The 13,328-nt window shown below is 46.6% G+C and carries 10 protein-coding genes; 5 read left to right on the forward strand and 5 right to left on the reverse strand.

What is annotated here, in order from left to right; all coding sequences use genetic code 11:
• Window positions 1–18: 18 nt before the first annotated feature.
• Window positions 19–939: a PKD domain-containing protein gene (locus B4W65_RS11125; RefSeq protein ID WP_088655235.1), complete on the forward strand. Its 921-nt coding sequence runs from the start codon at window positions 19–21 to the stop codon at window positions 937–939.
• Entirely contained in the window at window positions 926–3,346 is a 2,421-nt protein-coding gene (gene tssR / locus B4W65_RS11130) for a type VI secretion system protein TssR domain-containing protein (protein WP_088655236.1), read from the forward strand. Before B4W65_RS11125 ends, tssR begins: the two co-directional genes overlap by 14 nt.
• 86 nt (window positions 3,347–3,432) lie before the next feature.
• Here the strand turns inward: tssR and B4W65_RS11135 are convergent, their stop codons facing one another.
• From B4W65_RS11135 to tssD, 4 genes are all read right to left on the reverse strand, one after another.
• Window positions 3,433–5,943, reverse strand: coding sequence for an ATP-dependent Clp protease ATP-binding subunit (locus B4W65_RS11135; protein ID WP_088655237.1), 2,511 nt, complete (start codon window positions 5,941–5,943; stop codon window positions 3,433–3,435).
• Between the two features lie 101 nt (window positions 5,944–6,044).
• Window positions 6,045–7,427 (reverse strand): DUF5458 family protein, encoded by a 1,383-nt coding sequence (locus tag B4W65_RS11140; RefSeq protein WP_088655238.1) that lies wholly within the window; start codon window positions 7,425–7,427, stop codon window positions 6,045–6,047.
• Window positions 7,428–7,595: 168 nt separating this feature from the next.
• Window positions 7,596–8,045 (reverse strand): type VI secretion system contractile sheath small subunit, encoded by a 450-nt coding sequence (locus tag B4W65_RS11145; protein WP_088655239.1) that lies wholly within the window; start codon window positions 8,043–8,045, stop codon window positions 7,596–7,598.
• Between the two features lie 336 nt (window positions 8,046–8,381).
• Window positions 8,382–8,771, reverse strand: a complete 390-nt coding sequence (tssD, locus tag B4W65_RS11150) for a type VI secretion system tube protein TssD (RefSeq protein ID WP_088655240.1) — start codon at window positions 8,769–8,771, stop codon at window positions 8,382–8,384.
• 290 nt (window positions 8,772–9,061) lie between these two features.
• On the opposite strand from tssD, the gene B4W65_RS11155 reads away from it, so the two are divergent.
• From B4W65_RS11155 to B4W65_RS11165, 3 genes are read left to right on the forward strand one after another with little or no spacing between them, the layout of a single operon-like run.
• Window positions 9,062–9,505 carry a GPW/gp25 family protein gene (locus B4W65_RS11155; RefSeq protein WP_088655241.1) on the forward strand — a complete coding sequence of 148 codons (444 nt, stop codon included), beginning with the start codon at window positions 9,062–9,064 and terminating at the stop codon, window positions 9,503–9,505.
• A gap of 32 nt (window positions 9,506–9,537) precedes the next feature.
• Entirely contained in the window at window positions 9,538–11,376 is a 1,839-nt protein-coding gene (locus tag B4W65_RS11160; RefSeq protein WP_088655242.1) for a type VI secretion system baseplate subunit TssF, read from the forward strand.
• A gap of 37 nt (window positions 11,377–11,413) precedes the next feature.
• Window positions 11,414–11,983 carry a C40 family peptidase gene (locus tag B4W65_RS11165; RefSeq protein WP_240509558.1) on the forward strand — a complete coding sequence of 190 codons (570 nt, stop codon included), beginning with the start codon at window positions 11,414–11,416 and terminating at the stop codon, window positions 11,981–11,983.
• On the opposite strand, the gene B4W65_RS11170 is transcribed toward B4W65_RS11165, so the two are convergent.
• Window positions 11,958–13,265 (reverse strand): DASH family cryptochrome, encoded by a 1,308-nt coding sequence (locus tag B4W65_RS11170; RefSeq protein WP_088655243.1) that lies wholly within the window; start codon window positions 13,263–13,265, stop codon window positions 11,958–11,960. The genes B4W65_RS11165 and B4W65_RS11170 overlap by 26 nt on opposite strands.
• Window positions 13,266–13,328: the final 63 nt, after the last annotated feature.

The raw sequence follows: 13,328 nt of genomic DNA on the forward strand, positions 1-13,328 counted from the left end.
CCCTTATACCCCTATCCAATGGCAAAATATTTAAAAATCACCCTCCTTCTTCTGGTCCTGTACCTGGTCGGATTTATGGTATTTCTACGGACTTGCTCCGACGAAAAAACCTTGCAAGCAGCATTATCGAGCCACGACATCAGCGTAAATGTGCCCCTTCATTTTTGCGACAGCACGCGTGGTGCCAAAAGCTGGCTATGGGAGTTTGGAAACAACGATCAGGCCAGAGAGAGAGAAGGCACATATATTTTCACCGAGCCCGGAAAATACCGTGTAAAACTAACCGTTGACCAAAAGTACGAGAAATACTTCCTGGTTAATGTAAGTGACGACTCTCCATTAAAGGAGCAAAGCCCGTTTATAACCATACACGGTCCCCAAACGGCCTTGCAGGACGAGTATCTTGTATTTAAGTCCGAAGGAGAAGCCAACATCTGGCGCTGGGAATTTGGAGAAAGTGGCCTTATAGACTCCAGGGAGAAAAACCCCATTTACGCCTTCCGCGAGCCTGGGGTATATGAGGTACTACTGACTACCGACAAAAACCACTACCCTGCCCGCCACAGAATTGAAATTCTCCCACGCTACAGCGACAACGACTCAACCGATGTCTTATCGCTCATTGCGATAGATATAAAAAGTAAACTCCAGGCTTTGGCCGATGGCAAAGCCTTCAACAGCAACTACAACTACATGCTGTCGCGCTATCTATGCAACAACCCATCAACTCTGGTGGTCGTCAACAACACCAAATACAACGATTTCTATTCGTACTGTCAAGGACTTAAAATAACTGGTAAAAGCAATAAAACGGCTATTGAACGCGTCGTAGTGGACACCCCTGGCGATGGAAGCACCGACTGCCTTTCCGTCATCTATGTGATCCAAAACGACCGTTACAAAGTGAATCAAAACGACCCAAGTCATGAACGCCCCTAAACTCTACCTCCTACTTATTGTCTCTCTTTTGGCGGCCTGTGCGCCGGTAAACCGTCTGACCCGCCTGACCGAAATTCCACGTGAGCATTCGATGAATTATTGTGCCACCGATTTAAAAGCGCCGAAATCGGTATTAAACAAGAGTGCCTGGGTGGTCTATTCAGACCGCGACAACAATGTAAGTTACCGAAAACCTGGAAGCAGACACAAGCAAAAGGACCTAAATTTCATGGAAGCCTTTCTGGTGATCGGCCAAAAAGGTGATTTTCTGCAATTAATTAAATATCAGCCAGATATCATCAAAGACGACCAATTAACCGATTTCAAAAAGGCGGAGTACTACGGATGGATACACCAATCCCGGATGCTGCTCAGCGCCAGTGCGGCCACCAATACCAGCAACAACTTATCCAACAAGCACCTTTTGGCCCTGACCGACACCACCGCTTTTCAAAAGACGGAGAGTTTTTTTATTAAAGACTCGATCAGACTTTTTAAAGACCCCAATCTGCGCATTGAGCATCAGACACTCCCTTTGCATGAGCTGGTGTACCTGATGAAATACTCAGACGATGGGAAAAAGGTTCTGCTCTCACGCAAAGAAAGCCTGCTTCCCGAAGAAGCAGAAAACGACATTCTCGGCTGGGTCAACAAAACAATGGTCCAAAGCCTTGGCCAACAATTGTTCTGGGATATGAAACCCATCTTAGCCAAATTAAAGGTCGACGATTTGTGGATGGTTCAGCCCGATATACTACCCTATTATCCGGTTTTTAACCGCCAGGGCGAAAAAGACTCGACCATTATTCAAACAGGTTTTTTTATGCCGATTGTCGACAAAACCGATAATTTTGTTTTTAATGTCAATGGTTCGTCCATAACTTATCGGCAGAGTAAAAAGATCAAAGAAAATCTGCAAAAAATAAACATTGTTTTTGTTATAGAAGCAGGTGCTGAAACCCTTGACAAATTCCCAACACTGGTCAATGCCATGCAAAACATGCAAACCTTGTTGGAGAGTAAATCCGACGAATTCAACTACCAATATGCCTCGGTCATTTCCATGGGAGATCAGGAACAAAAACTGGTGGTTGATTACAAGCCTTTCAGTCCCGATTTTGCCAGTATTTTAGAGGCGCTCATTGCACGATCGGCCAACATAGAAAGCTACCTTCCCTTAAAGAAGAATCAGGCTTGGCACGGTTTGGAAAAAGGAATTGAACTCTGCAACAACAACTCCGAGGCCACCCATGTCATAATCCTATTGGGAGAAACCGGCAACGACCAGGAATGGCCCGAAGAGAAACTTGGTAATAATCTGGCCAATTTCAACTGTCGCTTGTTGGGCCTGCAAATGTATGCCGGTCACGCCAACCATTACAACAATTTTGTCATTCAGACCAGTAACCTCATCAAAGCCTACGCCCCCAAGGTGGCGAAGACCAAACGAGAGGTCATCCTGTTTCCCTCCTTAATAAAAGAAGAAAATGCCTTTAAAGAAAGTCACAAAAACGCCTACATGTTGGATTTCCCCGACAGAAGCATGACCCAGGGCGCCATTCTTTTTCCAGAAAAAGAACAAAGCCTGTCACTCGACCTGATCACTTCCGCCATAGACACTTTTCTTATTCAGGTAAAAAGCGACAACAACCTCCTCGTGCAGAATCTAAATGAAGCATTTAAGACTTTTGGCAGCCACCGCGACAAATACGACCAATCGTTGTCCCAACATTTTTCTTTTGCCACAGAAAACAGCAGCATTCACGAGTTCAAATCATTCTTTTCACACACCCCCGGCTGGTTCCTGAGATCGTCCTTTTCAGTTAGCGACTCGGTCTTTTTTGCTGCAGACCAACACCCCGAGTACTACTTGCTGCTTTCCGGCGTTGAATACGACAACCTCTTATCGTTCATGGAGAAACTAACGGCCTTTGAGCTGGAAAAGAAAGAAAAGCTGCCGCTGTTTAGGAGAAAGAGCAAGAATACTGTAGCAACGGCAGATTGTGATTGTGAAGAACTCCAGCGGGGAAGCAGGGTGCAGGAAGAAGAGGACTACAAGTGGCGCTATCGCTCCACCCGAAAAACCAGAAAAGACATACAGGATTTGCTGCTGACCGAATTGCAGGAAAACAGTTATGATCCCCCCAAACAGCGTCATTTGAAAAAGCAAACTTTAAAAGCCGCATTGAACACGATTACCAATTCGCCCAACGAACTGGATACCAGCAATCCTGTGACCATCAAAAGTCTAAGTAAAAAACGAAGGATATCGGATGAACGCCTGGAGCTATTACTTGAATACTTTAACCTAAAGAAGTTGCAGCTCGAGAACGGTATCTCCGAAAAAAACAAATTTCAATCACTCGAGCAAGAGTATTTCTGGATCAACAGCAACGACTTACCCTAAAACAAAGAACACAATGAGCTGCAGTTAAAAAAGGAGTCGGACCCTAATGGGCCCGACTCCTTTTTTTGCCGCCACAATCCTTCCTGCTATAAGGAGAGGTCAGAAACCACAGCAAGCTCAGCTTCCTGCTGCTTCCAACTCAGTGTGCCCTGCTCATCCAATTCAGCAACCATAGTAGAGCCCTTGCTCAACTGCCCGCTGATAAGAAAACGGGATAAGGGTCGTCGAATGTAATTCCGTATGATACCGGAGACTTGTCGGGCGCCGTAGCGTGGTGTAAATCCTTTAAAAGCCAACATTTTTCTGGCTTCCTCCGTCACAACGAGCGTCACGCCCTGTTTCTCCAGAAGGGCATGAACGTCCTTCATTTGAATGTCAAAGATTTTCAGCAACACCTCTTCAGTAATCGGATAGAAGGGAACAATTTCTGAAAGTCGCGCCAAAAACTCCGGCCTGAAATGCGCCCCCATCACGTCCATCATTTCGGTGACGCTGGGTTGTTTTCCAGCCTCGCGCTGCTCAAGCAACCATTGACTGCCCACATTCGAAGTAAACAATACAATGGCATTGGAAAAGTCGCCTTCCTTACCCAAGCGGTCGTGCAACTTTCCTTCATCCATCACCTGCAAAAATATGTCGTACACCGAAGCGTGCGCCTTCTCTATTTCATCAAAGAGTACGACGGCATAAGGTTGCTGGCGTATCTTATTGACCAACATACCCCCTTCTTCATAACCCACATATCCGGGAGGGGCACCATAAAGCAAAGCAGCAGAATGCTCCTCCTTAAACTCCGACATATCGAAACGAATCATCGCTTTTTCGTCGTTGAACAAAGCCTCGGCCAAAGCCTTGGCCAGCTCAGTCTTACCCGTACCTGTCGGTCCCAGTAAAAAGAAGGAACCAATGGGCTGCCCAGGCTTATTCATACCACTGCGCGATTCAAGAATGGCGTCTACAAGTGATTTCAAAGCAGCATCCTGCCCCACCACCCTCTTGCGCAATAAATCTTCCATTTTCAATAAGCGCTCCCGCTCTCCCGACTGAATCTTCCCGATGGGAATACCGGTTTTATTGGCTACTACCGCCGCAATCTCCTGGGGCTGCAGTTCGGTGTGCGCCTCCTTACAAAAGGCTTGCAGTTCTTCGATCACCGCGCCCAAAAACGGCAGCCAGTCTTCCACACTGTTCAAAGTCTCCGGATCGGTCTCCTGAGTCAACATACCCAGCAAAACGGGACTTAAGCGACTCTGCATAGCCAGGTACAATTGACGCAAATCGGCCACCCGCTCTTCTTCGCTGCATTCAAATGCTCCCTCCACCTGGGCCAGCTCAGCCTGAAACTCCTGTAAATCGCCTTTTGAAGTCTCATTCATCATTTTCACAGCCGACATACTGCGGTCCAACAAATCGATGGCTGCATCAGGCAATTTTCGGTCTTTAATGTAGCGCTTCGACAAACGCACACACTCTTTTAATGCATCCGGCGATACTTTCAAACGATGGTAATCGGCATAGCGGGCCGAAACAGACTGCAACATCTCCACCGCCACCTTCTCGGCAGGCTCCTGAAGCATGAGCACCTCAAAGCGTCGACCAAAGGCCTGATCGGGCTCAATAATTTTGCGGTACTCATCCACTGAAGTGGCACCAATAACGATCAAGTCACCCCGCGAAAGTTCAGGTTTTAAAATACTACCTGCCCCACTGTTGCCAGATTTGGGATCGAGCAGGGTGTGAATATCGTCGATAAACAAGATGGCACGATGAAGTTTTCTCAGGTCTTTGATGATGCCCTTCAGACGGTCTTCAATCTCCCCTTTATAGGTCGCTCCCGCCACCAGGGCCCCATTGTCCAACTCATACAAAACCACATCTTCCAAAAAAGACGGCACCTTCTTATTGACAATATCCCAGGCCAGACCATCAACCAAAGCAGTCTTCCCCACTCCCGGATCTCCGGTAATCAGTACGTTGGGACGGCTGTGGCGACCGAGGATTTCGACCATCATACGATGCTCGCCCTCTCTCCCAACAATGGAGGAGCTGCTGCTTTCCCGCGCCAGCGCTGTTTTATCGATGCAATACTTCATAAGTGAAGTAGCCGGCATACCCGCCTCCACATCGTCGGCATCCATTCCGGGAAATACCGGAGCCCCTTTAGCCGGGCCTCCGGAAAGATAAAGATCCAGTATTTCATTTTCCCGGACGGGAAAACTCTTCAAATGTCCCACATCAAAGCCAATCCCGGGTTTTACCAAAGCAGTCAAAACACAAATGGGATTCACCTCCAGTAAACCCAACTTAATGCGCACATTGTCCGCCTCCTCAAATACACCGGCAATTTCAGGAGCAGCCACCATCTCTCCATGAACTCCCGATTTGGGCAAATCGTCTATGCGTACATCTGCCCATTCATCCATATAGGCCACATCCTTATCCATACTCTGCAAAAAGCCGGTCAACCCAATTTCCTTATGCAATAAGGCTTTTAACAAATGGGCAGAGGTATAGCAACCATTGCCCAAATCACGGGCCAAGCCCTGAGCAATACGGATACTTGTTTTAACCGATTCATTCAGATTTAAAAAATCCATTATCCTGTAATTTTAAACTGAAACAAAGCTCCAATAGCCGACACCTCTTCTGGTTACACAGAGGCATCAGCTATTGAAAAGAACTATTCAGAAAAGCGGCATCAACCCTGCTCGTACTCGCTGTTCCAGGTTGCGCCATCGTCTCCTTTAATACCATCCAGTTTAATTACAAAACTCTTGGCGGGGAAATAGGGCGTTAGATGAATATCCAAAAAGATGCGATCTTTTTGATTCGGATCCTGTTCAAAACGCTGGATACGAAACTTCTCAATAAGACGGTCGGGTCCTTGAACCCCATCAAGAAACTTAACAATTTGCGAGCGCAAATCTCTTTCCGTTTTGCTGCTCCAATTTTCAAAAGAACGACGGTTAAGAAAGTCGAACAACACCTTGGTGATGTAATCGAATACACGAACTACCGAATAGGTCTGTAATCCCAGATTATCGCCATTGAACAAGGTCTTTGCCGAAAAAGCCATGACCTTCCCATATTCATTAACCATAGGAATCAGGCCCATCTTTTCCAATTGGGAAATCTCACTCTTTTTCAATTGAAAAACAACGCCATCCACTTCATTTATTCCACCGAACTTTTTACCGGCAGTAACCTGCGACATAAGTGTTTTGTGCACCTTACCAGCAAGCGCGGCAGAGGGAGATACATGCAAATCATCCTCCTCGCCCAGTTCTTTATAGGCACCTCTACCAACCAACCAGTTACAACTCATGGTGGTGTTGCTTTTAAAGGTATCGCCACCAGCCAGGTTGGAGAGGAAAAACATTTCAACTACATCATCGGGTTTGTCCAAATCCGCAAAATCGGTGAAGAGCATCACTTTATTGTCGTGTGCAATTTTAGACCATTTTTCAACGACCTTGTTCGACCCCAAATAGCCAGGTAAAACCAGAAGAGAATAGTTCATCCGCAAGTCCAGCTTATCGAAATTCTGCTTTAACTCAGCGGCCACGTGGTCAATAAAGCGGGAGTTGTCCAAATCGGTCAACTGCTCCATAGAGGCATTGACCAGGGTAATATTGCTTACTTTATCCAGCTCTGTATTTTTATAAAACAGCATAACAGCCCGATAGGACTGCTCCAGAGAGCGCACGGCATTAACTGCCTGTAATTGGTTCTCCTGCAGCTTATCGGCAACGCTTACGCCTTTGGTTTTACACACCTCCAACATATCGGTGGTGGATTCACTGTTGCTCAGCAAATCAATCCAAAGATCAATTTTACTCCGAAGCGCACTGCGTTCTGCTGCTTTTTGCTCATCGGTTAGGAAAATCTTTTTCCGGGCTTTTCTTTCTGGATTAAGATTTTGAATGCCATCAACGGATGACTCCAAAAAATTAAAACCGCCAAAACGTGACAATTCATGGAGGGCAGAGGTCAGCACCTCCTGGCTGGGTTTTACCGCATCCGCCACCAGCACATCTTGTGAATCCTGTATTTTCGCTTGTTGAATTTTTTCACTTGCCATAACTGGTAATCTTAGTATTTGTATATTACATTAAAACAACTTTGTTTAATAGATTGTGAGAAACGCCGCTTTACAGTTAAACAATTTTGATAAATATTAGACACAACAGTCATTAAAATATCTACTTAATCAAAAAGTTCATATAGTAAATAGGGCGTCAGCGCACAACTAATCTACATCCAGCTCTTTTCGAAGCTCGGTTAAAGCCTGAATAAAAGCTTTCTTAGAAGCAGGATCCTCCAAAGCCTTTTGCAAAACCTTGTTGGTTCGAAGTTGCTTAATCAGGGAATCGTAAAACTCTTTCTGACGATTTAGTGACTTCAAAAAATCACTTTGCTCAGTCATGTTTTTTACACTAAAATCACCGACGTTCTGAAACTTAAAATTCTCCTTGACACTTTGTCCCTCCTCATCTTCAAACTCAACATCCACATTGGGTTTAAAGTGAGCAAAAACTTCTTCGATCGTCGAAAGATTTTGAACAACCTCAGGATTAACCGGGTCATCGGCGGTAAGTTTTTCAATTAGGAGCGTCCGATTTTCGGGGATATCGGCAATTCCTTCCGAGGCATCTACTTTAATTTCATTGCCTCCAATTTCATAATCTAAAATTCCCATAACATTGGTTTTGTGTTGAATGTAGAAACCTACACGCAACAGGGGTTAAGAAAATGAGGCCGCCTCAACAGTTTATACCGTACAGGAGTAACACCAAAACACCATCTTGAACCCAAAAGCTATGGGAGGCTTTTAACATCCCCTTGTTCTTATGGAGGAAAACCAGGGACGAATCAGGGTTATAGGATTAAGGTTCAGCATTCTGCATCCCCAAAAATCAGGGACACCATAAAAAATTGAGACAGCCTCTTCTGTTAAAAAACTCAACAGCGAAATACTGTCGTTGCTTCTGCCGGTCTACATAAAGACACGGACAGGTTTTTCAAAAGCAAGGGTTTACTTAGGCCAGTTTTGCTCAAACTGGGCACCGCCCATCTTAAGCACCTGAGCCGAAACAGTAAAGGAAGTTGTCATCGGACGTGAACCAACAACATCAATAGACTCTTCAAAAGAAACGATGTAACCGTTCTCCCAAAGCAATTCCTTCATTTTAGCCTCTTCGTCACCTTTCTTAAAGATGATGCTGCCCGAAATAGGCTTGAACTGATTTACCATCTGCTCCAAAATAGCAGTGTCTTCAGTTGATTCTACCTGTACACGGATTTTTCCACCATATACGTTAGATGCAGGACGTCCCTTGCTGTCAACGTCGCGCTCCAGTTTGTAATCGCAATCGAGTACATCGTACTCTTTGCCGGCCAATTGTAATGATGCCCTAAAAGCCATAAGATTTCAATTTAAAAATTAAACATTAAGAATAATTCAAGGTATCGCTCAGGCCTGATCATACCCAAAAACAACATCTCCTCATTAAACACCCGAAGGCATTGGGGAGAATTGTCGTCAACAAAATTAGGGATAAATAAAACAAAAAAGAAAAGTTTTATTTAACTTTGTTGAAATATTTTTTCACAAGGCAGCAGACAAATCAAATACTAAAAATTTTCATTTTGTTAACTTGAATGCTTAAGTGCTTTTGTCCACTAGAGTTTGACCCTATTTTAACAACACCCAACATGACCCAAAACCATTATCAAGCCCCTTTGCATTTCAAATCTCTTTTTGAGGACGGCAATCACCAACTGGCCCATTGTACTTTAATGGAGAGTATTGACCAACACCTCGAACTATTACTAACGACCTGTCCCGGTGAGCACGCATTCGATGCCGAATACGGCTGCAAAATATGGGACATGGATTTTGAGCGCGTACTGTCCAAGAGCCAGTGGGAAGAGACGTTCAGCAGCTACATCAAAGAAGCTGTAATAAATTTTGAGAAAAGAATTACTGAAGTAGAAATAAAAATCCTGATGAAGGACATTCAATGGGACGATGCCCTATTTAAAACCACGACTGTACGAAAAAGAGTAGAGGTAATCGTCATGGGCTATCTTCGTGAAAACGGACAAAAATGTGGCTTTCGCTACACCCTTTACATGGGCCCCCTGGCCACCGAATAAGTGAATAAAACATTCCCAATAAACCCAACATTATGAATTCGTTCAGTTACAGCAAGGAGAACATTAAAAACAGAATGTTCAAACGGGCTGCCGCCCTATGGGACATCAGAGACGTAGACAACCTCGATCCCATTGTAAGACTAATGATTGAAGCGCTTGCAAGCGAAGTATTTTCTCTCTCGGGTGAGATGCAGGATATGGAAGAGCGCCTGCTCAACAAACTGGCCTTACAATTGACCCCAACCGCCTTCTCAACAGCCATGCCCGCACACGGCATCGTCCATGCCCAGCCTTTTGAGCCACAGCTTCTCCTGCCTACCACCCATGAATTCCATTATAAAAATCCGGCACTGATGAAGAAGCACCACCTTAAGCGCATGGTGTTTTCTCCCGTAACGCCTTGTCTCTTGCACAACCTGAGAGTTGCCACGTTAATTGCCGATGGGGAAGTATATCAAATCAACGCCAAAAACATGAAGGATAAGATTCTGAGATTACCCCGGCACTCTCCCCTCTTCAATCATTGTCTCTGGATTGGGCTGGACACCGACGCTGCCGTGGACAATTTAAACAAGGTTTCCTTTTACTTCGACTTCCCTTATCTGGAGAATAAAGCGAGATATTTTCAGTTACTGAATCACACCCAATGGAGCCTTAATCAATCGCCGCTGACAATGCAGCCTGGTCTGCCCTTGTTAAACCCGGAGGAAAAGGAGGGCGACAAAGGCTTTTTACAGCACTACGACCTAATTCAAGGCCTTCAGAAAGAAATACTGGCCCATTACAACAGCCGCTACCTGACGGTTGCTGAAAACCGCCCCATTAAACCCGGCGACAAAGCCTTATTGCCGGAGGAATTGGACGAATTGTTCGACAAGGGCTTAAAAGCCAGCATGGATCAGGATCTTTTATGGATCAAAATTCAATTCCCCCCGCACATCAACAACCAGGTTATTCAGGAAACATTCATCAGCTGTAACGCCATACCGGCCGCCAATAAGTATCTTCAAAAAACAGACCGACGGGTAGATACCATCAACAGCATTATCCCGCTTACCAAAGCAGGGAATGAAGCACTTTTGACAGTTGATCGTGTAAGCGATGAAAAGGGAAAAATCTACCTGGAGGATAAGGCGGGCGGGTTTCACCCTTCTATAAACGGAACTTATGCGCTGCGACGTGGCGGAACCGAACGATTCAGTCATGCCGACGCACGTCTTTTCTTAACCCGACTATTGGATTTAATGCGCGACGAAAGCGTAGCCTTTACCAATGTGGAACGCGATACGCTGGACGAGAATACGGCATCTATGTTGAAGCACATCAACCACCTGGAGCATAAAATAAACTTAAAGGGAGATCGGGAGGACTTGCCTTCCTACTTAATTATCGACCACAAAGAAAAAGAGTCCCTTTATGTGGAAGCCACCTACTGGTTAACCAACGGGCCCCTGGCTAACGGACTTAATGCATCAGAGCCTTTAAGTTACAATGGAGATGCCGAATTACTGCCCACCACCATACAGTTTCTTTCTGCAACGCGTGGAGGAAAGGATGCCCCAAGTATGGAAGAAAAGAAACGACGGTTCAGAAACATTCTGATATCCCGGGGAGCCATATACTCTGTAGAGGACATTACTTCCTTTTGCATGGCACAATATGGACATCTCATCGACCAGGTTAACATCAAAAATGGATGTTCGGTAGGTCAAAAGCCGGGCGAAGGTTTGGTAAAAACCATTGACGTGCACCTCAAATTAAAGCAGGCTCTTCCCGACCATGAAGCGGAAGAACTGAGCTACAACTTGCTCACCAGCTTAAAGGCCAAATCACCGGAAGATTTCAATTTTCGTTTATTTGTGGCTGCGTAAGTAGCCACAAATAAGAAACTTTTCTATCTTGCCATTGATGGAAACTGCACGTTTTAAGAATGGGCTCTTGAAAACAGCCTTCCTCGCACTGATGCTGCTGGCGTCAGAGAGCTGTGCGCCCCGTGTTTACGGCTCGCATACGTGGGAACATGTTGAACAACGCAGAGATCTCAGCCAACTGGAGCGCTTTCTGGAGCAGGGTGCCGGACAGCCCCTTGCTACCGGGGCATTAAATGCGGAGGCCTTAATAAACACTGCCCGCAGTTACCTGGGTGTGCCCCATTGCATGGGCGGAACCACCCGGCGTTGCATGGACTGTTCGGGACTCTTGCACACCAGTTTTAGAACCCACGGCATTGATTTCCCGCGCAGCTCGGAAGAACAAGCGCGCTACGGCACAATAATAAGTGACCGAAAGCAGCTGAGGCGAGGCGACCTGGTCTTTTTCATCCGCTCGTACAACACCAGTAAGTTCATTACCCATTCGGGCATTTATCTGGGCGACGACCAGTTTCTACATGCCTCCTCCTCGCAAGGAGTTACCATTACTGCTTTGAGCAATCCATGGTGGAGCGAGCGCTTTATTTTTGGAAGCCGGGTGTTCTGACCTTCCCCCATCGACGAACAAAGCCTCCGTCTGGATCAAATCGTTTGGCCTGGGTCTGCAGATTGAAGCGCCGGTTAACCCGGCTGTCGGTGCCTCGTCCCGACTGATAGGCCCAGTTGCCGTAGTTGTTGTACACCTCGTAATCTACCAGACGGTTTTCAAACCAGGCGGCACCCCACTGCCAGTTTACCTGTAGAACCTTGCTCAGATGGTAAGCCACCAGCATGCGACCGCGATTGCTCATAAAGCCGGTAGCATTCAGCTCGTGCATCAGCGCATCGACCAGTTCCTCGCCCGTCTCACCCAAACGCCAGCGCTCAAAGGTTTCTTTATCGTCGAACATTTTAAGTGGCGCACTACGCAGACCTTTGGGCCAGAAGAAGCGGCCCCCGTAACGCATGAATAAGTAGCGGAAATTGTCACGCCACAGCAGCTGTTCCCGCAAAGACTGCAGCGACGCCACTTCCTCTTCATTTTGTGCCCTCAAATTTTCCAAACCTTTCCAGATAAGGCGGGGCGACAAGCTGCCATTGGCCAACCAGGGACTCAGCCTGGAGGAGAAATGATCCCCCTCTAAATAATTTCGGGTTTGGTCATAAGTCAAGGCCGCACCCGATTCCAGATAGTACTTTAGAGCGGTCCGACCTGCCGACTCCCCTCCCACCAAAGCAACGCCTCCTTCGTAAGTGGGCACAACCACCTCGTCCACATCCATAATACGGCGCCCCAAGACAGCCGGCAAGTCTCCGGGAATATAGAAGTTGTATTGCTCCGCTTCGGGAAGCGACTGCACCAGGGGCCCCAGGGGCAGCACCTTATTCTTAAAGGCAGTATAATAAAACGGGGATTTATCGACGCTAAAGGGAACCGTGTCGGGCGTAAAAAGCAGACTGCCGGGCACCAACTGCAAATTCGTCACCCGCGCAAGGGCAGCCTGATCGATGAGTTCCTCCCAGGCGTACTCCCTTTGCGCCACCACACCTTCGGCTCCGCTCCATACCAGCACTTGCTGCAAGATCTCTACCACCTTGCCTTTAAACACCAACAGACGTCCACCCCGCTCGGCAATTTGTCCCCCCAGCGCCTGCAGACTCTCCTCCAGGAACTTTCTGCGTTGCGGTCCCATACGGGCAAAACCAAGAGGGTGCTCCTCATCAAAGCGAGCGTCCCATATGTAAATGGGCAAGACAGGGCGACCGCTGTCCAGAGCCACGCAAAGGGCCGGCTGATCGTGCAGACGCAGATCGTTACGAAACCAAAATACAAGGGGACTTTGCTTCATGCTTGTTCAAACATTTAAGTACAAAACTTAAACAACCAGAGGGCGCTTAGGTTGAGAATCTCC

The organism is Geofilum rhodophaeum (assembly GCF_002210225.1).
GTDB classification, from domain to species: domain Bacteria; phylum Bacteroidota; class Bacteroidia; order Bacteroidales; family Marinilabiliaceae; genus Geofilum; species Geofilum rhodophaeum.

Coding starts and splice junctions, on each gene's coding strand:
- B4W65_RS11170 (WP_088655243.1), bottom strand. CDS start 13,265: ATGAAGCAAAGTCCCCTTGTATTTTGGTTTCGTAACGATCTGCGTCTG.
- B4W65_RS11145 (WP_088655239.1), bottom strand. CDS start 8,045: ATGGGAATTTTAGATTATGAAATTGGAGGCAATGAAATTAAAGTAGAT.
- B4W65_RS11140 (WP_088655238.1), bottom strand. CDS start 7,427: ATGGCAAGTGAAAAAATTCAACAAGCGAAAATACAGGATTCACAAGAT.
- B4W65_RS11125 (WP_088655235.1), top strand. CDS start 19: ATGGCAAAATATTTAAAAATCACCCTCCTTCTTCTGGTCCTGTACCTG.
- tssR (WP_088655236.1), top strand. CDS start 926: ATGAACGCCCCTAAACTCTACCTCCTACTTATTGTCTCTCTTTTGGCG.
- B4W65_RS11135 (WP_088655237.1), bottom strand. CDS start 5,943: ATGGATTTTTTAAATCTGAATGAATCGGTTAAAACAAGTATCCGTATT.
- B4W65_RS11155 (WP_088655241.1), top strand. CDS start 9,062: ATGACCCAAAACCATTATCAAGCCCCTTTGCATTTCAAATCTCTTTTT.
- B4W65_RS11160 (WP_088655242.1), top strand. CDS start 9,538: ATGAATTCGTTCAGTTACAGCAAGGAGAACATTAAAAACAGAATGTTC.
- B4W65_RS11165 (WP_240509558.1), top strand. CDS start 11,414: ATGGAAACTGCACGTTTTAAGAATGGGCTCTTGAAAACAGCCTTCCTC.
- tssD (WP_088655240.1), bottom strand. CDS start 8,771: ATGGCTTTTAGGGCATCATTACAATTGGCCGGCAAAGAGTACGATGTA.